Annotated in this window: 14 protein-coding genes and 2 pseudogenes; 11 read left to right on the top strand and 5 right to left on the bottom strand. The window is 56.8% G+C overall.

Annotated elements, in window-relative coordinates:
* The first annotated feature begins 197 nt into the window (after window positions 1–197).
* Window positions 198–1,877, top strand: coding sequence for a C4-dicarboxylic acid transporter DauA (gene dauA / locus JLG71_RS11120; protein WP_014229756.1), 1,680 nt, complete (start codon window positions 198–200; stop codon window positions 1,875–1,877).
* Here the strand turns inward: dauA and JLG71_RS11115 are convergent, their stop codons facing one another.
* Both JLG71_RS11115 and ychH read right to left on the bottom strand, forming a co-directional pair.
* Window positions 1,878–2,924 carry a MerR family transcriptional regulator gene (locus JLG71_RS11115; RefSeq protein WP_049083990.1) on the bottom strand — a complete coding sequence of 349 codons (1,047 nt, stop codon included), beginning with the start codon at window positions 2,922–2,924 and terminating at the stop codon, window positions 1,878–1,880.
* A 209-nt stretch (window positions 2,925–3,133) separates the two neighbouring features.
* Complete coding sequence (gene ychH, locus JLG71_RS11110) at window positions 3,134–3,409, bottom strand: stress-induced protein YchH (protein ID WP_004103160.1); 276 nt, start codon at window positions 3,407–3,409, stop codon at window positions 3,134–3,136.
* Between the two features lie 272 nt (window positions 3,410–3,681).
* Between ychH and pth the strand changes: the two genes are divergently transcribed.
* The 4 genes and pseudogenes from pth (at window position 3,682) to JLG71_RS11090 (ending at window position 7,345) form a co-directional block, all read left to right on the top strand.
* Window positions 3,682–4,266 carry an aminoacyl-tRNA hydrolase gene (pth, locus tag JLG71_RS11105; protein ID WP_032749932.1) on the top strand — a complete coding sequence of 195 codons (585 nt, stop codon included), beginning with the start codon at window positions 3,682–3,684 and terminating at the stop codon, window positions 4,264–4,266.
* A gap of 117 nt (window positions 4,267–4,383) precedes the next feature.
* Entirely contained in the window at window positions 4,384–5,478 is a 1,095-nt protein-coding gene (gene ychF, locus JLG71_RS11100) for a redox-regulated ATPase YchF (RefSeq protein ID WP_004851898.1), read from the top strand.
* A 75-nt stretch (window positions 5,479–5,553) separates the two neighbouring features.
* Window positions 5,554–6,559, top strand: a pseudogene (locus JLG71_RS11095) (tyrosine-type recombinase/integrase).
* A 168-nt stretch (window positions 6,560–6,727) separates the two neighbouring features.
* Window positions 6,728–7,345 (top strand): Fic/DOC family protein, encoded by a 618-nt coding sequence (locus JLG71_RS11090; protein ID WP_064358142.1) that lies wholly within the window; start codon window positions 6,728–6,730, stop codon window positions 7,343–7,345.
* Here the strand turns inward: JLG71_RS11090 and JLG71_RS11085 are convergent.
* A complete protein-coding gene (locus tag JLG71_RS11085; RefSeq protein ID WP_004900141.1) occupies window positions 7,342–7,512 on the bottom strand; it encodes a hypothetical protein in 171 nt (56 codons plus the stop codon). The genes JLG71_RS11090 and JLG71_RS11085 overlap by 4 nt on opposite strands.
* Window positions 7,513–7,851: 339 nt before the next feature.
* On the bottom strand, window positions 7,852–9,636 hold the full coding sequence (locus tag JLG71_RS11080; protein WP_048262522.1) for a sigma-54 interaction domain-containing protein: 1,785 nt from the start codon (window positions 9,634–9,636) through the stop codon (window positions 7,852–7,854).
* A 490-nt stretch (window positions 9,637–10,126) separates the two neighbouring features.
* On the opposite strand from JLG71_RS11080, the gene ygeW reads away from it, so the two are divergent.
* From ygeW to arcC, 5 genes are all read left to right on the top strand, one after another.
* Window positions 10,127–11,314: a knotted carbamoyltransferase YgeW gene (ygeW, locus tag JLG71_RS11075; protein WP_004851903.1), complete on the top strand. Its 1,188-nt coding sequence runs from the start codon at window positions 10,127–10,129 to the stop codon at window positions 11,312–11,314.
* Between the two features lie 64 nt (window positions 11,315–11,378).
* The gene (gene dpaL, locus JLG71_RS11070) at window positions 11,379–12,578 is read left to right on the top strand and encodes a diaminopropionate ammonia-lyase (protein WP_004851905.1); all 1,200 of its coding nucleotides are present in this window, start codon (window positions 11,379–11,381) and stop codon (window positions 12,576–12,578) included.
* A 63-nt stretch (window positions 12,579–12,641) separates the two neighbouring features.
* Window positions 12,642–13,853, top strand: a complete 1,212-nt coding sequence (locus JLG71_RS11065) for a YgeY family selenium metabolism-linked hydrolase (protein ID WP_004851906.1) — start codon at window positions 12,642–12,644, stop codon at window positions 13,851–13,853.
* A gap of 50 nt (window positions 13,854–13,903) precedes the next feature.
* Window positions 13,904–15,310 (top strand): dihydropyrimidinase, encoded by a 1,407-nt coding sequence (gene hydA / locus JLG71_RS11060; RefSeq protein ID WP_032749942.1) that lies wholly within the window; start codon window positions 13,904–13,906, stop codon window positions 15,308–15,310.
* Window positions 15,311–15,322: 12 nt separating this feature from the next.
* Window positions 15,323–16,255, top strand: coding sequence for a carbamate kinase (gene arcC, locus JLG71_RS11055; protein WP_014229764.1), 933 nt, complete (start codon window positions 15,323–15,325; stop codon window positions 16,253–16,255).
* A 112-nt stretch (window positions 16,256–16,367) separates the two neighbouring features.
* Here arcC and JLG71_RS11050 read toward each other — a convergent pair.
* Window positions 16,368–17,144, bottom strand: a pseudogene (locus tag JLG71_RS11050) (XdhC family protein); the annotation flags it as partial.
* A gap of 531 nt (window positions 17,145–17,675) precedes the next feature.
* Here JLG71_RS11050 and ygfK point away from each other — a divergent pair.
* On the top strand, window positions 17,676–20,780 hold the full coding sequence (gene ygfK, locus JLG71_RS11045) for a putative selenate reductase subunit YgfK (RefSeq protein ID WP_200914212.1): 3,105 nt from the start codon (window positions 17,676–17,678) through the stop codon (window positions 20,778–20,780).
* Window position 20,781 lies beyond the last annotated feature (1 nt).

Genomic DNA, 20,781 nt, shown 5'->3' with positions numbered 1-20,781 from the left:
TTATTCTCCACAAAATCATTCGGCATGCGTCAAGGCGGCAAGTGAATGAATCTCCGGCAGCGTACAGGCAGTACGAGACCGGGATAAATGAACGCAGCCAACACAGAGGCATCCCGAAGGATGACGTGGAAATGACCGATGCCTCCTTCACCTGCCATTTAGTTGACAGATGATGCGCTCATGGATGAAACATTATTGTGAACAGATTATTTTCCTCACATGTGATGCCTTTCCGCGCCCTCATCGACGCTTGTTGGAAAGAAAAATATACCGCTTCGCGGTTTACTCGTGATGTGATTGCCGGAATTACCGTCGGGATTATCGCTATCCCGCTGGCGATGGCGCTGGCAATTGGCAGCGGGGTGGCGCCGCAGTACGGTCTCTATACCTCCGCGGTGGCGGGGATCGTGATTGCGTTAACCGGCGGCTCGCGCTTCAGCGTGTCCGGTCCAACCGCCGCTTTTGTGGTGATTCTCTACCCGGTCTCGCAGCAGTTCGGGCTCGCCGGGCTGCTGGTCGCCACCTTGATGTCGGGGATCTTCCTGATTCTTTTCGGCCTGGCGCGCTTTGGCCGCCTGATTGAGTATATTCCGCTATCGGTCACCCTCGGCTTCACCTCCGGGATCGGTATCACCATCGGTACCATGCAAATTAAAGATTTTCTCGGTCTGCAGATGGCCCACGTGCCTGAACATTATCTGCAGAAAGTCGGCGCGCTGGCGATGGCGCTGCCGACCATTAACCCCGGCGATGCCGCCATCGGCGTTGTCACGCTGGGCACGCTGATTATCTGGCCGCGTCTGGGGATTCGTCTGCCGGGCCATCTGCCGGCCCTGCTGGCGGGCTGCGCGGTGATGGGCGTGGTCAACCTGCTTGGCGGGCACGTCGCCACCATCGGCTCTCAGTTCCACTATATTCTCGCCGACGGCAGCCAGGGCAACGGTATTCCGCAGCTGCTGCCGCAGCTGGTGCTGCCGTGGGATATGCCCGGTTCAGACTTCACCCTCAGTTGGTCCTCGCTGCAGGCGCTGCTGCCGGCGGCGTTTTCCATGGCCATGCTCGGGGCGATTGAGTCCCTGCTGTGCGCCGTGGTGCTGGACGGCATGACCGGCACCAAACACAAGGCCAATAGCGAGCTGATTGGCCAGGGGCTCGGCAATATCGTCGCGCCGTTCTTCGGCGGCATTACCGCCACCGCCGCTATCGCCCGCTCGGCGGCCAACGTTCGCGCCGGGGCGACCTCGCCGGTTTCCGCCGTGATCCACGCGCTGCTGGTGATCATGGCGCTGCTGGTGCTTGCCCCTCTGCTCTCCTGGCTGCCGCTTTCCGCGATGGCGGCGCTGCTGCTGATGGTGGCATGGAATATGAGCGAAGCGCACAAGGTCGTTAACCTGCTGCGCTATGCGCCAAAAGACGACATTATCGTCATGCTGATGTGTATGTCGCTGACCGTCCTGTTTGATATGGTCATCGCTATTAGCGTCGGTATTGTGCTGGCTTCCCTGCTGTTTATGCGCCGGATCGCGCGGATGACCCGCCTCGCGCCGGTCAACGTCGAGGTTCCCGATGACGTACTGGTGCTGCGCGTCATTGGTCCGCTGTTTTTCGCCGCCGCGGAAGGGTTGTTTACCGATCTGGAAACGCGGATTGCTGGCAAGCGGATCGTCGTGCTGAAGTGGGATGCGGTGCCGGTGCTGGATGCCGGCGGGCTGGATGCCTTCCAGCGCTTCGTGAATAAGCTGCCGGAAGGCTGTGAGCTACGCGTGTCGAACCTGGAATTTCAGCCGCTGCGTACCTTGGCGCGGGCAGGCGTTAAGCCGATTCCGGGCCGCCTGAGCTTCTACCCGGACCGCAGCGCCGCGCTGGCGGATATTTAATTACCCGGCGGCAGGCCCCGGCGCCTGCCGCATCATTACGCCAATCGCCTGCTGAAGCCAGCCAAGCACCTCCGGCGTCATCCACGTTCCCTTCATCAAATGCGGCTCCCGCTCCATGGCATAACGAAACTTCTGCTGCGTGTGCGGATCCTTTCCCGCGTAAGACTGGAATAGCGCCAGCCAGCGCTGCGCCAGCTGCTGACCTTCCGCGGAGGCAGGCTCCCGCTTCTCACGACAGGCCCGATGCAGCTCGGCCACCAGCGCCGGCCACTCCATCAGGCGATCGAAATAGTGCTGCCGGGTAAAGGCCAGCTCCTCGGCGTTCAGATAGCGCGCCCAGATGGCCAGCTTGCTTTCGGCAAAAGCACGGGTAATGAAATCAATCATCTCCGGCGTCACCCCGGTTTGCTCGCGCATCTGCGGTTCGGCGGCGTGCATCTCATTCAGGCGAGTCAGAAACTCCGGCCTGCCGGCGGTATCCTGCTCCAGCTGCGCCATCCAGCGGGTGGCCAGCGCAATCGCCCGAGGCTCATCGGCCGGACAGCGTTCGCCCATAAGCTGCTGCGCTTCACCCACCAGCTCCAGCCATATCTGGTTACGCTGCGCATCCTGCTCTGCGAACGGCAGCACCTGTAATTCCTGTTGACTAAACCAGCGATCGTACATTTTCATCAGCTCCAGCGTTTGTAGCCAGGACTCCAGGTCGGGCTCGTCTCCGCTGTCCAGCTCTTCACGCAGCAGCGCCAGGCGCTGGCGCAGCGTGGAGAGGGTTTGCAGCTGCCGGTCGAGGGTGGCGATCTGCTTGACCAACAGGTCGGACAGCGAGAAGGCGTCCCGGTCGAGATAGTCCTTGATAGTGGCGAGTTCCAGCCCGGCCTGCGCCAGCGCTTTGATCATATGCAGTCGCTGAACGGCCGCCAGATTATAGAGCCGGTAACCCGCCGCGCTTCTGGCCGAAGGCGTCAGCAGTCCCGTTTGTTCATAATGATGTAGCGTGCGGACGGTTATGCCGGCGCGCTTCGCCAGTTCACCCACCTGAATTAACATGACTGCTCCTTTCGTTTACCAGTGGCGCCACTCTGCTGCCTGACGTGACGTCAGGGTCAAGCGTTCTGTACAGGAATTGTATTAGGCAGACGGTGGCGAAGAAAGACGAAGAGAGAAAGGAGGATTTGAGACACCAACAGGCGGGCAGCCTGAACGGGCGGCATGAAAACGCACCAGCCGTTCACAACGGCTGGCGGTCTGGAATTCACTCAGCTGTGGCGATGCTGATCGCGGCGGCAGCGTTTATCGTAGTGGCGAACCCACCAGTATCTGTCGCTAACCTGTTCATGACCGCCGATACGGGCGCCAGCCAGCCACAGTACCGCGCCGACAAAGATACTCAAGATCGCGCCGTGTGCGAAAAACTGCGGCAGGTCAAGCTGCGGAAGCTGGTTTAAAATAGAATAACCAACGCCGACAACCATGACGACCAACCCCAACCCCATCAGCACATTACCGAGTAACGAAGCGTTTCTGCGTTTCATATGTCACCTCCGGAACCTTGGGTTGCATGGGAATATCCCCAAACCTTATAGGTGTAGTATAGACAATGGCCAATATAGCGATTGCGTGGACGATCACAGAAGCGAACATCTTGCCAACAAAAGTTTACAAATAACCCACTGAACAACATCAAATTCTAATTATTCAAACCCGTGATTATCTGTGGCAGGTGCGTTTCGCTGGCAGAATTTTGTCAACCGCGCGCGCAGACAGTACACTACGCGCCAGAGAACGATCCAAGCAGGATAAAAAAGTGAGCATAAAATTAATTGTCGGCCTGGCGAACCCCGGCGCTGAATACGCGGCGACGCGACATAACGCCGGCGCCTGGTACGTGGATTTACTGGCTGAACGCCACCGCGCGCCGCTGCGCGAAGAGAGCAAATTCTTCGGCTACACCTCGCGGATTAACCTTGCCGGCGAAGATGTCCGCCTGCTGGTGCCGACCACCTTTATGAACCTGAGCGGCAAAGCCGTCGGCGCGATGGCGACCTTCTTTCGTATTAACCCGGACGAAATCCTGGTCGCCCACGATGAGCTCGACTTACCGCCAGGCGTGGCTAAGTTCAAGCTGGGCGGCGGCCACGGCGGCCATAATGGCCTGAAAGACATCATCAGCAAGCTGGGCAATAACCCGAACTTTCACCGCTTACGCGTGGGAATCGGCCATCCGGGCGATAAAAATAAAGTTGTCGGTTTTGTGCTGGGCAAGCCGCCCGCCAGCGAACAGAAGCTGATTGATGAGGCCGTTGACGAAGCGGTACGCTGCACCGAGGTGTGGCTGAAGGATGGCCTAACCAAGGCGACCAACCGTTTACACGCTTTTAAAGCGCAATAACCGGTCGGCGTGCGGAATTTTTGTCACGCACCGTGTATAATAGGCGAAGCTATTTACTTTTCTGCAATCTGTTCACTGTAACAGGTTGATTATCCAAAGATTAAGGTGATTTAAATCATGGGATTCAAATGCGGTATCGTCGGTTTGCCCAACGTCGGCAAATCCACCCTGTTCAATGCGCTCACTAAAGCGGGTATTGAAGCGGCCAACTTCCCCTTCTGTACCATTGAGCCGAACACCGGTGTCGTGCCGATGCCCGATCCGCGTCTGGACAAACTGGCTGAAATCGTCAAACCACAGCGTATTCTGCCGACCACGATGGAATTCGTTGATATCGCAGGCCTCGTTAAAGGCGCGTCGAAAGGTGAAGGCCTGGGCAACCAGTTTCTGACCAACATCCGCGAAACCGAAGCTATCGGTCACGTAGTGCGCTGCTTCGAAAACGACAACATTATCCACGTTAACAATAAAGTGGATCCGGCTGACGATATTGACGTTATCAACACCGAGCTGGCGCTCTCCGACCTGGACACCTGCGAGCGCGCTATCCACCGCGTGCAGAAGAAAGCCAAAGGCGGCGATAAAGACGCGAAAGCCGAGCTGGCGGCGCTGGAAAAATGCCTGCCGCACCTTGAGAACGCCGGCATGCTGCGTTCGCTGAAGAACCTGACCGAAGAAGACAAAGCGGCGATTAAATACCTGAGCTTCCTGACCCTGAAGCCGACCATGTATATCGCCAACGTCAACGAAGACGGCTTTGAGAACAACCCTTATCTCGATAAAGTTCGCGAAATTGCCGCCGCCGAAGGTTCTGTGGTGGTCGCCGTTTGCGCCGCCGTTGAGTCCGATATCGCCGAGCTGGACGATGCCGACCGCGATGAGTTTATGGCCGAGCTGGGTCTCGAAGAGCCGGGCCTGAACCGCGTTATCCGCGCCGGCTACGAGCTGCTGAACCTGCAGACCTACTTTACCGCAGGGGTGAAGGAAGTGCGCGCCTGGACTATCCCCGTCGGCGCCACTGCTCCGCAGGCCGCGGGTAAAATCCACACCGACTTTGAAAAAGGCTTTATCCGCGCGCAGACCATCGCCTATGAAGACTTTATTACCTATAAAGGCGAACAGGGTGCCAAAGAAGCCGGGAAAATGCGCGCTGAAGGTAAAGACTACATCGTGAAAGATGGCGATGTGATGAACTTCCTGTTCAACGTCTAAATAAAATTTGTTGTCTCATGAGGTTTCATTGAACCTCATGAACATCGAAAAAAACCACAAAATCCACGCAATTGCGTGGATTTTTCATTTCAGCAAGCGCGTAAGCAAGTCGCAGATGGAGTTAGCCCGACACAGGCTCGCCAGTTAGATAAGATCCGCAAGGTCAACGACGTCTCCAACACCTTTAAGCTGATCGCTAAAGAGTGGTTGCAGATGAAAGACTGGCCGAAATTACCAAAACGCGCCGACTGGATATGCTTGAGCGTGTGGTTTTCCCCGCAATAGGTAAGCTCCCAATCAGAGAGGTCACTCCACACCACATCCTTAGAATTCTTCAAGAAACTGCTAAACGAGGAGCACCGACAGTTGCCGCTGAAGCTCGCCGCACCGTTTCATCAGTTTTTGAGTTAGCAGTTGCAACGCTTAGAGCTGATAGCGATCCTGTACGGCCTGTGCGCAAGGCCCTTCCGGCCAATAAGACACAGCACAAACAAGCACTGAATCCTCAGCAAATCGGAAAGTTATTAAACTGTTTTGATAATAGTCGTGGCTCGTACCAGGTTAACTATTGTATGTGGCTTATGTGGTGGACATTGACGCGTCCTGCAGAAGCCACCGAAGCAGAATGGACAGAATTCGATCTTGATAACGCCCTGTGGACAATTCCGGCAGCGCGAATGAAAGCCCGAGAGAACACGTTATTCCCCTACCCTCCCAAGCTATCAAAATGCTCAGAACACTACAGGGATTAACCGGGCATCGGCAGCACCTTTTCCCGGGCAGGGATAATCCGTTAGGTCCAATGACATCGCACTCGCTACGCCAGCTACGTAAAAGCCTCGGCTGGAGTGGTACATATAGCCCACATGCAACCCGAACCACTGGAAGTACCCGTTTAAACGAGATGGGCTATCGACCTGATGCTATTGAGGCCCAACTTGCGCACGCTGATACCAACAATGTTCGTCGCACATACAACCATGTAACTTATCTTGATGAGCGAAAGGTTATGATGCAGGACTGGGCAAATAAACTTGAAGAATGGGTAGGAAGCGCGCGCAGCACTATTGATGTTTCGTAAACCATGATGTATTGGTCTGTTAATGCTGATTATTAACGATAATTTCCCATCAGATTATAAAAACTATATTTCAGCCTACACTTTTGTAACTGTCTGATTATACGACCATTGTTACTCTCCTCACCCAGCGTTATAATTTCTTAGCACCCATTAGCGCAGGATGTTCCCATGAGCCGATACCGTATCTCTGGCAGTGAAGGACAATATGAGAAAAACTCCGATGAGCAAGTTCTGGCAAATAAGCTGGGGATTGCTGATTCTGGTGAGATGGACGAAGCGGAGCTTGTGCTGTTAGAGAAGCTCTATCACTGCATTTTTGAAGAGCAGTTTCCAGCAGGGCAGATCACCATTGCTTTGCTGAAAAGCTGGCATCGCCGCTGGCTGGGAAACATCTATGAGTGGGCCGGGCAAGAAAGGACTGTCAATATCAGCAAAGGGGGCTTTATGTTCGCGCCCTCTGCACAGTTGCCAAAACTAATACACGATTTCGACGCTAAATACCTTGCCCGATATACACCATGCACTAACATGAGCGAAGAACAGATCATAGAGGCTATTGCTATAACCCATGTAGAGCTGATACTCATCCATCCATTCCGGGAAGGCAATGGACGTTTATCACGACTTTTAGCTGATGTGATGGCGGTTCAGGGGGGACACAGGCCGCTGGATTATCAAAGCTGGGAGCAAAACAAAGCCGAATATATTTCGGCTATCCACGCAGGTATGTCAATGGACTACGGCCCGATGTGTTATTGGGTCGGTACTGCGTTAAGACGTGATTAAACAGCAAGACGAAGATGGGCGAACTTTTTGCGCGTCGCTTCAAGCGAAGCTTCGATCTTCTCAGAAGACTGCCCCGTCTCAACGGCGGTTGACGTTGCTACCGAGCGAACAATGTCAGCGCGAGACGGTTTAACGTAATACACCTGCGTTTTCTTGTCATTGCTCATCGCGATTCCTCAGCTATCGAATGTGTAATCTGTACTCATTATATCAAGGTTTCGACACGACTTCACATCATCTGTAGCCCGACGTCATCAAGGGGCCATCTAGCTCTGATTTAGCACTGCACTGAATTTGGGTCAGGGTCAGTGGTAACTAGCCTCAGATAGCAGCATCAACTAAAGTGAGTACAGACATGAGTATGAAAATAAAAATCAAAAATAAAAACATTAAATATCAATTCAATAAATATCAAATCACGATTCAACGTCTAAGCATTTCTTCGCCGTGATGCCCTCCACAAAATCCACGCGCTCGCGTGGATTTTTTATTGCCCGCAGTTCCCGTCAGTTCTGACCCGCCGCCAGCGAATATTTCTTTATTTTGCGATACAGCGTGGCGATGCCGATGCCCAGCTCATCCGCCGCCTGCTTTTTATTACTGTAGCGAGAGAGCGCATCGCGGATCATCTGCCGCTCCATCTCCTCCAGCGCCGTCACGTTCTCCTCCTGAGTGAGTGTCGCTGACGCTGAAGCCGACGACGTCGCCTGGCTCGCCGCTTCACCGCTGCTTAACAGATTCGGCGGCAGCAGCGACATATCGATGATTTCTCCCGACGGCACCACGTTAACCAGGTACTCCATCAGGTTGCTGAGTTCACGAATATTGCCCGGCCAGCGATAGCGCTTAAGGAAATCGATCACGTCCTGCGCGACGCCGGGATAAACCAGATTGAGACGACCGGTATGCAGATGCAGGAAATAGTGAATCAGCAGCTCAATGTCCTCCTGACGTTCGCGCAGCGGCGGCAGGCGCAGCGGAATCACGTTCAGACGATAGTAGAGATCTTCGCGGAACTTCCCTTCCGCGATGTACTGTTCCAGGTTTTGATTGGTCGCGGATATGATACGAATATCGACCTGAACCGGATGGCTGGCGCCCACCGGCTGAATCTCACGTGACTCAATGGCCCGCAGCAGCTTGGCCTGCAGAGTGAGCGGCATATCGCCAATTTCGTCAAGAAACAGCGTCCCGCTATTGGCCGCCTGAATCAGGCCGGTCTTACCGTTTGCCGATGCGCCGGTAAACGCCCCCTTCACGTAGCCAAACAGTTCGCTTTCTAACAGCTGCTCGGGTATCGCGGCGCAGTTAATCGCGATAAAGGGCTTCGCGTGGCGATCGCTGAGCTTGTGGATAGCGCGGGCAACCACCTCTTTCCCGGTCCCGCTTTCACCGGCAATCATTACGCTGGAGGGGCTCGGGGCCACGCGGCTGATCAGCTTTTTAAGCTGCCGCATAGGTCGACACTCTCCCACCATCGCCTCAATCTGCGGCCCTTCCTGCCCGCAGCTGAAATCGGCCGAAGAGTGCGACTGATGGAACGCCATTAAAAATAACCACTGATCCTGCACCGCGTGCAGCTGGCCGATAATGAGCTCCTTGCGATCGTCAAAGGAGATAATGTGCTGCATATGGCCGTGCTTGAAATTATCTTCGAAGGTCAACGGCTGAAACTGGATTGACTTACCAATCACCTGTCCCTGAGTGACGCTCATTATTTTCAAAGCGGCCTGGTTGGCAAATTTGACTCTTTGATCGTTGCCCACGACCAGAACGCCCTGATCCATATTTTCGATCATGGTTAAAAATATTTTATGGATATTGTCGCCGACCGCCCGCTCCTGCAAAAAGCGGGAAACGAATATGGTTGAGACATGACGAACATAATCAGAAAACTCCTGGATATTCGCATTTATACGTTCCTGCTGCTCGCGCGTCAGCGCAACCAGGCTAATAACGCCGACGCAGCGGTCGTGATACATCACCGGCGTGCCAAGAAAGGCTTTCTCTTCGCATTTCTCCTTATTGTTACAGTCTTTACACAGGGGGTCGAAGCGGGAATGGGTGACGACCTTCTCGGTCTGTGTTTCAATAATGTAACGCAGAAGCCGTGAATTTGAATTTAATTTATAGCCAATCTGTTTACTATAAGCGCCAGTTCCGGCGACCCGGTATAATTCGTTATCAACAATCTCGACCTCCAGCTGCAGCACGCTGGATAGCATCCTTGCAAACTTTTGAATTGTAGGCTGAATCTGCATTAAAATGGAGGGTGCTTTGGACGGTATCATGTCTATCGGCCTTCTATTATTGCTCACCTGTTCGGCGTCAAGCGAAGCGGCTTTATTTATCTGCGGGGAATGATACCACTCCTTTTAGCCACCCGCGTTGATATAGATAGGGCCAATTCCCCCACCTTATCTTAAATATGCAAGAGCTATCACAGTTTCTTATCATTATGATAAATTTGCAGCGGTTTTTATCATATTGGCGCAATGTGAAGATGATAATCGCATTATTTACGGCGGCAACCCGCGCCTGTCCCGCTGAAATGGACGGCGGGGGGAAAAATTTCACCTTTCCCTTCCCGGGATAACTCGCCTGAATTCGTGACAGACCTAGCATAATCTTAACTATTCAATCCTCTCCGCCGCCTCTCCCGGAGGATTTGGCACGCTTATTGTTAGTGGTAATACAGCGCTGGCAGTCGCTAATTCGGCAACTCTGCATATCCGACCGCACAGCAATCAATAAGCCGTCATTCACGACCAGGATTGAAACATGAAAACTGTTAACGAACTGATTAAGGATATCAATAAACTTAACTCTCATCTCAGTGAGAAAGACTTTCTGCTGACCTGGGAACAATCGCCGGATGAGCTGAAACAGGTGCTGGACGTCGCCGCCGCGCTAAAAACGCTACGCGCTGAAAATATCGCCACCAAAGTGTTCAACAGCGGATTGGGTATTTCCGTGTTCCGCGATAACTCAACCCGTACCCGCTTCTCCTATGCTTCCGCGCTTAATCTGTTAGGGCTGGCGCAACAGGATCTGGATGAGGGGAAATCGCAGATTGCCCACGGCGAAACGGTCCGTGAAACCGCCAACATGATCTCCTTCTGCGCCGACGCCATCGGCATTCGCGATGACATGTTCCTTGGCGCGGGCAACGCCTACATGCGCGAAGTCGGCGAAGCGCTGGACGACGGCCACAAGCAGGGCGTCCTGCCGCAGCGACCGGCGCTGATCAATCTGCAGTGCGATATCGACCACCCGACGCAATCCATGGCCGATCTCGCCTGGCTGCGCGAGCACTTCGGTTCGCTGGAGAATCTGAAAGGTAAGAAGATCGCCATGACCTGGGCCTACTCGCCGAGCTATGGCAAGCCCCTCTCGGTGCCGCAGGGCATTATCGGCCTGATGACCCGCTTCGGTATGGACGTCACCCTCGCCCACCCGGAAGGGTACGACCTGATCCCTGACGTTATCGAAGTGGCAAAAAACAATGCCCAGGCCTCCGGCGGCAGCTTCCGCCAGGTGAACAGCATGGAGGAAGCCTTTAAAGACGCCGATATCGTCTATCCGAAATCCTGGGCGCCGTACAAGGTAATGGAAAAACGCACCGAGCTGCTGCGCGCAAATGACCATGAAGGTCTGAAGGCGCTGGAGAAAGCCTGCCTTGAGCAGAACGCCGGCCATAAAGACTGGCACTGTACGGAAGAGATGATGAAGCACACCCGCGACGGTGACGCGCTGTATATGCACTGCCTGCCGGCGGATATCACCGGCGTCTCCTGCGACGCGGGCGAAGTCACCGAGGGAGTCTTCGAGAAGTACCGGATCCCGACCTACAAAGAGGCCAGCTGGAAGCCGTATATCATCGCCGCGATGATCGTCTGCCGCAAATACGCGAACCCGGGCAAAGTGCTGGAGCAGCTGCTCAAGGAAGCGCAGAAACGCATCAAATAATCCCCAGGCTGGCCTGCGGGCCAGCCCCACGACTTTCGCATTTCAAAAAGGATAAGGATCGAGTATGTCTGCTTTCTCACTGAAAATGGATATTGCCGAAAACCGTTTTTTTAACGGAGAGACTTCACCGCTGTTTTCACGCCAGCAGGCGCAGCAGGCTCGCCGCTTTCATCAAAAGATCGCCGGCTATCAGCCTACGCCGCTGGTGGCGCTGAACGAACTTTCCGCGCTGTTTGGGGTACAAAAAATCCTCGTTAAAGATGAATCCCGGCGCTTTGGCCTCAACGCCTTCAAAATGCTCGGCGGCTCTTATGCTATCGCCCGGCTGCTGTGTGAAAAATATCATTTAGATATCAACGATCTCTCCTTCGAAACGCTCAAATCCAGCATCAAAGAGAAGATGACGTTCGCCACCACGACCGACGGCAACCACGGCCGCGGCGTGGCGTGGGCAGCCCGCCAGCTGGGCCAGAACGCCGTCATCTATATGCCGAAAGGCTCCGCGCAGGAGCGGGTTGACGCCATACTGCGCCTCGGCGCCGAGTGTATCGTCACCGACATGAACTACGACGACACCGTCCGCTTTACCATGCAGACCGCGCAGAAAAACGGCTGGGAGGTGGTGCAGGACACCGCCTGGGAAGGCTACACAAAAATTCCGACCTGGATTATGCAGGGCTACGCCACCCTCGCCGATGAAACGGTAGAACAGCTCTCCTCAATGGGTATCGCCCGTCCGACGCACGTGCTTCTGCAGGGCGGCGTGGGGGCGATGGCGGGCGGCGTGCTGGGCTACCTGGCCGATGTCTACGGCGCGAAGCATCTCCATTCCATTATCGTCGAGCCGGAGCTGGCCGACTGTCTCTACCGCTCTGCGCTGAAGGGCCAGATCGTCAACGTTAGCGGCGATATGGCCACCATTATGGCCGGTCTCGCCTGCGGTGAGCCCAACCCGCTGGGCTGGGAAGTGCTGCGCAACTGCGCCACGCAGTTCGTCTCCTGTCAGGACGCCGTCGCCGCCCTCGGCATGCGGGTGCTGGGAAACCCGGCAGGCCAGGATCCGCGCGTTATTTCCGGCGAATCCGGCGCCGTCGGTCTCGGTCTGCTGGCGGCGATTCATTTCCATCCGCAGCGCGAAGCGCTGATGCACAAGCTCAAGCTGGATAGCGATTCCGTGGTGCTGGTGATTAGCACCGAAGGCGACACCGACGTTAAGCACTATCGCGAAGTCGTCTGGGAAGGCAAACATCCGGCCGCGCAGTAGCCGATTGATCAACATTCCTCCCGCCCGGCGGGACCCCCGTATTCAGAACTGGAGAACATCCTTATGGCTAAGCAAATTCCGTTCAACGCGATCCTGGAAAAATCAAAACAATACGAAAAAGAGATGACCCGCTTCCTGCGCGATATGATCGCCATCCCCAGCGAAAGCAGCGATGAGAAGCGCGTGGTGCACCGTATCAAAGAGGAGATGGAGAAAGTCGGGTTCGACAAAGTGGAAATCGATCCGATGGGTAACGTGCTGGGCTACATCGGCCACGGCCCGCGTCTGGTCGCCATGGACGCGCACATTGATACCGTCGGCATTGGCAACATCAAGAACTGGAACTTCGATCCGTACGAAGGTATGGAGACCGATGAGCTGATCGGCGGACGCGGCGCGTCTGACCAGGAGGGCGGAATGGCCTCAATGGTTTACGCCGGTAAAATCATTAAAGATCTGGGCCTGGAAGATGAGTATACCCTGCTGGTGACCGGTACCGTTCAGGAAGAGGATTGCGACGGCCTGTGCTGGCAGTACATTATTGAACAATCCGGCATACGTCCGGAATTCGTGGTCAGCACCGAACCTACCGACTGCCAGATTTACCGCGGCCAGCGCGGGCGTATGGAGATCCGCGTGGAGGTTCAGGGCGTCAGCTGCCACGGCTCCGCCCCGGAGCGCGGCGATAACGCCATCTTCAAAATGGCGCCCGTTCTCACCGAGCTGGAACAGCTTTCGCACAAGCTGGGCGATGACGAGTTCCTCGGCAAAGGCACCCTGACCGTTTCCGAGATTTTCTTCACCTCGCCGAGCCGCTGCGCGGTGGCGGATAGCTGCGCCGTCTCCATTGACCGCCGTCTGACCTGGGGCGAAACCTGGGAAGGCGCGCTGGAAGAGATCCGCGCGCTGCCGGCGGTGAAAAAAGCCGCCGCGGTGGTCTCGATGTACAACTACGAGCGCCCCTCCTGGACCGGCCTGGTCTACCCGACCGAATGCTACTTCCCGACCTGGAAAGTGGAAGAGAACCACTTCACCGTTCGCGCCCTGAGCAACGCCTATGAAGGTCTGTTCGGCAAAGCGCCGGTGGTGGATAAGTGGACCTTCTCCACCAACGGCGTCTCCATTATGGGCCGCCACGGCATTCCGGTTATCGGCTTTGGGCCTGGGAAAGAGCCGGAGGCGCATGCGCCGAATGAGAAAACCTGGAAATCGCATCTGGTAACCTGCGCCGCGATGTATGCCGCTATCCCGCTGAGCTGGCTGGCCACGGAGTAATTGTTCGTCCTGTCTGCCGCCGCGCTCTGCGGCGGTATGTTGAGGTTTCTATGCGCGTACTGATTAAAAATGGCCTCGTCGTCAACGCCGACGGACAGCTAAAGCAGGACCTGCTCATTGAAGATGGCCTCGTCAAGCGCCTTGCCAGTTCTATTGAGGCAGAACAACCCTGCGAAGTGATTGACGCCGAGGGCTGCTACGTGATGCCCGGCGGCGTCGACGTTCATACGCATTTCAATATTGATGTGGGTCTCGCCCGCAGCTGCGATGATTTCTTTACCGGCACCCGGGCCGCGGCCTGCGGCGGTACCACCACCATTGTTGATCATATGGGCTTCGGGCCCGTCGGCTGCCACCTGCGCCACCAGTTCGAGGTCTATCGCGGCTACGCCGCCTATAAAGCCGTTATCGACTACAGTTTTCACGGCGTTATCCAACACGTTAACCACGGCATTCTCGACGAGATCCCGATGATGGTGGATAGCGGCATCAGCAGCTTTAAGCTCTATCTGACCTACCAGTACAAACTCAGCGATGATGAGATATTGCAGGCGATGCGCCACCTGCAGCGCGCCGGCGCGCTGACGACGGTGCATCCGGAAAACGATGCCGCCATCGCCCAGCGCCGGGCGGAATTTATCAACGCCGGTAAAACCGCGCCGCGCTATCACGCCCTGAGCCGCCCGCTGGAGTGCGAGGCGGAAGCCATCGCCCGAACAATCAACCTCGCGCAGCTGGCGGGAAACGCGCCGCTCTATATTGTTCATCTTTCCAACGCCCTGGGCCTGGAGTACCTGCGCCTGGCCAGAAGACGCCACCAGCCGGTGTGGGTGGAGACCTGTCCGCAGTATCTGCTGCTGGACGAGCGCTGCTACGAGCGCGAAGACGCGCTTAACTATCTGCTCAGCCCTCCCCTGCGCAACGCCAGCAACAACGATGCGCTATGGCGCGGTATCCATGATGGAGATATTGACACGGTCGCCACCGACCACTGCGCGTTCTCTGCGCAGCAGCGCAGGCAGATCTCCGGCGGCGACTTTAGCCGCTGCCCGAACGGCCTGCCGGGGGTGGAAAACCGGCTGCTGCTGCTGTTCTCGCACGGCGTGATGACCGGGCGCATCACCCCTGAGCGCTTTGTGGCGCTCACCAGCGCCAACCCGGCGAAGCTGTTTGGCCTGTGGCCGCAGAAGGGGCTGCTGGCGCCCGGCGCCGATGCCGACGTGGTTATCATCGATCCGCAGCGTACCACCACCATCCGTCATGCCATGCTGCACGACAACGCCGACTATTCACCCTATGAAGGCTTTATCTGTCAGGGCGCGATTCGCCAGACGCTCTCCCACGGCAGAGTGATCTTTGATAACGGCACCTTTACCGGCATCGCCGGACAGGGCCGCTTTTTACGCCGACAACCCTTTTCCACCGCTCACCAGGCCGTCAGCGGAACAGAAACGTAATGAGAGGAAGCTATGAGTAAAAAAATTGTTCTCGCTCTCGGCGGGAATGCGCTGGGCGACGATCTCGCCGGACAGATGCAGGCCGTACGACACACCGCCCGGACGATCGTCGATCTTATCGCCCTTGGCCACCAGGTGGTGGTCACTCACGGCAACGGTCCGCAGGTGGGCATGATCAACCAGGCTTTCGAGGCCGCGGCAAAAACCGAGGCCCATACGCCCATGCTGCCGATGTCGGTCTGCGTGGCCCTGAGCCAGGGCTACATCGGCTACGACCTGCAGAACGCGATTCGTGAAGAACTGCTAACGCGCCAGCTGGATATCCCGGTGGCGACCCTGATAACCCAGGTGGAAGTGGATGCTAACGATAAGGCATTTCTTAATCCGACCAAGCCCATCGGCTCGTTCTTCAGCAAAGAAGAGGCCGAAAAGCTGAGCCAAAACGGCTACATCATGAAAGAGGACGCCGGGCGCGGCTACCGTCGCGTCGTCGCCTCGCCCATGCCGGTAGATATTATCGAGAAACAAACGGTAAAAGCGCTGATGGATGATTGCCACGTGGTGATCACCGTCGGCGGCGGCGGCATTCCGGTGATTCGCGAGGGTAACCATCTGCGCGGCGCCAGCGCGGTTATCGACAAGGACTGGGCCAGCGCGAAGCTGGCGGAGATGATCGACGCCGACCTGCTGATCATTCTCACCGCCGTAGAAAAGGTGGCGATCAACTTCGGTAAACCTGACGAGCAGTGGCTGGATAACCTCTCCCTGCGCGATGCCGAACGCTTTATCGAAGAGGGGCACTTTGCCAAAGGCTCAATGCTGCCAAAAGTGGAAGCCGCCGCCGCCTTCGCCCGCTCAGGGCCGGGGCGTAAAGCGCTGATCACGATGCTGAGCAAAGCCAAAGAGGGGATTGAAGGAAAAACGGGCACCATTATTAGCCAATAAGCTGTACGCCACGGGTTGCCGGGAACCTCCCGGCAACATTTCCCCTCGCAGAAGCTCAGACCTCAACCGCCTCAGCCAGACAATCCGGCTGGCACGCTTGCCTCACCTGGTTCATCAGCCCCCCCGGCGCGCCGTTTTTCACCTGCAGGATCTCCGCCAGCACGCTGATGGCAATCTCGTTTGGCGTCTCGGCGCCGATGTCATAGCCAATCGGCGCCCGCAGACGGCTGATATCCGCCTCCGTTACGCCGTTTTCCCGCATCTGGCGGACAAAGGCCTGCACTTTCCGCCGGCTGGCCAGCAGCCCCAGCCACGCCACCGGCTGGGTTATCAGCCTGTCCAGCGCCTCCCGATCCTGGTTGTTGGTGGCAATCAGCACGAAATCCTGCGGCCGGACCGCCATCGCCTCCACTACGTCCGTAAAGCTGGCAGCGTGCACCAGCCGCGCCGAAAGCGGAAAAGCGTCGGGGCAAAGGCTGGCGGAATAGATATCGCCGACGCAGATGTCAAAATCCACCCGCGCCGCGGCGTGGGCAACCGCGCGGTTAACGTGCCCGGCGCCGACCAGCAGCAGGCGCGGGCGCAGGCCGTGCACGCTGATGTAAACCGACATCGCGCCGCCGCAATCGGAGCCCACGGCGTCGCTGCCGGTGCGCGCCATGCGGCCGTGAAACATTCGCGACGCCCGTTCGCGCAGCGCTTCCAGCGCCGCATCGATGACTTTACGCTCCACCATTCCGCCGCCAATGGTGCCCACAATCGAACCGTCCTCCCGGATAAGCATCTGAGCGGAGTGTCGGGGGGTGGAGCCCCGACTTTCGACAATCTGCGCCAGGGCAAAGGGACGGTTCTGCTCCTCAAGTCGTGCTGCTTCTGCAAAAATATTCATACCAACCTCAAAGGCGATGTTTACGGCTCTATTTGTTTATCTGCGATATTTCCCCGGGTTCTCAGTTTGAGAGTCTACCCGGCGTTGAAATAGCGTCGCAGCGACCCGTATCGACTATGCAATATTTATACTTAGCCGCCGTTTTTCATCGCAAATTGTGAGACAGGTCATTTCGTTAGCCGTAATGACGCTGCGGCAGGCATCCTACGCCGAATATTTCCTCTGTCGCCGCGGTAAAAGAAAGCCGCCCGCTGAAATCACCGCCGAACGGCCGGCATAAATTATCATTCTGATATTCAGGATCTGATTTTGAGAAATCTCGCCGAATGATAAAGCGTATTGATTTGAGTTCTCATTTATCCGCTGTGGAATTATTCACGCATTCGCGTCGAGTTTCGACCTGGTTCACAAATTAATTATTCTACCGCCGCGGTTTGAATAACTGGTGTGATTGTTGCTCCTCTTTCGTTATCCGTCGGGATGATTACCACCGGCAATGTCGATCTTACAATGATATCTAAGGAGAGGGTTATGGGAGATATAATGCGTCCCGTGCCGTTTGAGGAGCTTTTAACGCGCATTTTCGACGAGTATCAGAGTCAGCGGACTATTTTTGGCATCCCCGAGCAACAGTTTTATACGCCGCAGGCGCAGCGGTCGATCGGCGTATTCGGCGAAAGCTGCGCGACGCCGCTCGGCCCGGCAGCCGGGCCGCATACCCAGCTGGCGCAGAACATTATTACCGCCTGGCTAACCGGCGGGCGGTTTATCGAGCTGAAAACCGTACAGATCCTTGACCGCCTGGAGCTGGAAAAGCCCTGCATCGATGCCGAAGATGAGTGCTTCAACACCGAGTGGTCCACCGAATTTACCCTCAAAAAAGCCTGGGATGAGTACCTGAAAGCCTGGTTCACGCTGCATCTGCTGGAGCAGGTCTTTCCGCTGGGCACCCATAAAGAGAGCAAGTCGTTTATTTTCAATATGAGCGTTGGCTACAACCTTGACGGTATTAAGCAGCCGCCAATGCAGGAATTTATCGACAACATGATGGACGCCTCCGCCCATCCTAAATTCGCCCAGTACCGCGACACCCTGAACCGCTGGCTGCAAAATAGAACCTTTATCGACAGCCTGCCAACCTGCGCGCGCAAAGACGGGCTGGACAATCTGGCCCAGCGCGTGCCGGCCAGGCTGGTTCAGGGCGTCACCCTCTCAACCATGCACGGCTGCCCGCCGGACGAGATCGAAGCCATCTGCCGCTATATGCTGACGGAGAAAAACCTCAATACCTTTGTGAAGCTCAACCCGACCCTGCTCGGCTATCCGCGCGTTCGCCAGATCCTCGACGCCTGCGGCTTCGGCTATATCGGCCTTAGCGAAGCGTCGTTTGACCACGACCTTAAGATCGACCGGGCGCTGGAGATGCTGACGCGCCTGATGGCGCTGGCGAAAGCGCGCAGCCTCGGCTTTGGCGTCAAGCTGACCAACACCCTCGGCACCGTCAACAACAAGGGAGCGCTGCCGGGAGATGAAATGTATATGTCCGGCCGCGCGCTATTCCCGCTATCGATCAACGTAGCCGCCCTGCTCTCGCGGGCGTTTGACGGCAAGCTGCCGATCTCCTACTCCGGCGGCGCCAGCCAGCTCAACATTCGCGAGATTTTCGACACCGGCATTCGCCCTATCACCATGGCCACCGACCTGCTGAAGCCGGGAGGATATCTGCGCCTGAGCGAGTGCATGCGCGAGCTGGAGAAAGCCGACGGCTGGAACATGACGCAGATCGACGTCGAGCGCCTCAACGCGCTGGCGGAAAAAGCGGTGAGCATGGACTACACCCAGAAACAGTGGAAGCCGGAAGAGCGCATTGATACCGGCGAGCCGCTGCCGCTGCTGGACTGCTACGTCGCCCCCTGCGTGACGGTCTGCGCCATCAAGCAGGATATTCCGGAGTATATCCGCCTGCTGGGCGAGCATCGCTACGCCGACGCGCTGGAGCTGATTTATCAGCGCAACGCGTTGCCGGCCATCACCGGTCATATCTGCGACCACCAGTGCCAGTACAACTGTACGCGTCTGGATTACGACAGCGCGCTCAACATCCGTGAGCTGAAAAAAGTGGCGCTGGAGAAAGGCTGGGACGAGTACCGCAGCCGCTGGCATAAGCCCGCGGGATCCGGCTCCCGGCACCCGGTAGCGGTGATCGGCGCGGGCCCTGCCGGTCTCGCCGCCGGATACTTCCTCGCCCGCGCCGGGCATCCGGTCACGGTTTTTGAACGCGAAGCCAGCGCCGGGGGCGTGGTGAAGAATATCATTCCGCAGTTCCGCATTCCCGGCGAGCTTATCCAGCACGATATCGATTTTGTCGTCGCCCACGGCGTCAAAATTGAGTACGGCTGCGATCCGCATCTGAGCGTGGAAAAACTGCAGGCAAAGGGTTTTCGTTACGTGCTGGTCGGCACCGGTACCGATAAAAACAGCGGCGTGAAGCTGGGCGGCGATAACCAGAACGTGCATAAGTCGCTGCAGTTCCTGCGCGAGTTTAACCGCGGCGCCGAGCTGAACCTGGGCAAACGCGTGGCCGTGGTCGGCGCCGGCAACACCGCCATGGACTGCGCCCGCGCGGCGCTGCGCGTGCCCGGCGTGCAGAGCGCGACCATCGTCTATCGCCGCTCGCAGCAAGAGATGCCCGCCTGGCGCGAAGAGTACGATGAGGCGCTGCTCGACGGCGTCGACTTCGAGTGGCTATGCAACCCGGAACAGTTTAACGCCGACGGGACGCTCGTCGTACGCGTCATGAAGCTCGGCGAGCCGGATGAGAAAGGCCGCCGCCGCCCGGTGGAAACCGATGAGATTCGCACCCTGCAAGTCGACTCTCTGATTACCGCCATCGGCGAGCAGCAGGACGGCGAAGCGCTGTCGGCAATGGGGATCCCGCTCGACCCGCAGGGCTGGCCGGTGGTCAACGCCGATGGCGAGACCAGCAAACCGAACGTCTTCCTGATCGGCGACGTTCAGCGCGGCCCCTCTTCTATCGTCTCCGCTATCGGCAACGCGCGACGGGCCACGGACGCGATCCTGGCCCGGGAAAATATCGCCAGCAGCTACGGAAACAAAGTCTGGAACAACGTCGATCCGGCGAAGGTGTACCAGCGTAAAGGCGCCATCGCCGTCACGCTGGTGGATAAAAACCAGCGCGAGGCTTTTGTCGAGCAGGAAGCCAGCCGCTGCCTGGAGTGCAACTACGTGTGCAGCAAGTGCGTCGACGTCTGTCCGAACCGCGCCAATATTTCCGTGGCCGTGCCGGGCTTCCAGAATCGCTTCCAGACCCTGCATCTGGATGCTTATTGCAACGAATGCGGCAACTGCGCTCAGTTCTGCCCGTGGCAGGGAAAACCGTATAAAGACAAAATCACCGTGTTCAGCCTGGAGCAGGATTTTGTCAACAGCACCAATCCGGGCTTCTTCGTCGCAGGCGCCAGCGTCAAAGTGCGTCAGGACGACCAGACGTGGCAGCTGGAAATTAACGACCGCGGCCAGTTTAACGAGGTACCGGCCCAGCTGGACGCCATGTGCCGCATCATAAGCCATATTCATCAGCACCAAAGCTATCTTCTGGGAGGCGTTGAAGTATGAG

It is taken from the genome of Klebsiella michiganensis, from assembly GCF_015139575.1.
GTDB lineage: Bacteria > Pseudomonadota > Gammaproteobacteria > Enterobacterales > Enterobacteriaceae > Klebsiella > Klebsiella michiganensis.
This window is presented reverse-complemented; position numbering and strand designations above follow the sequence as displayed.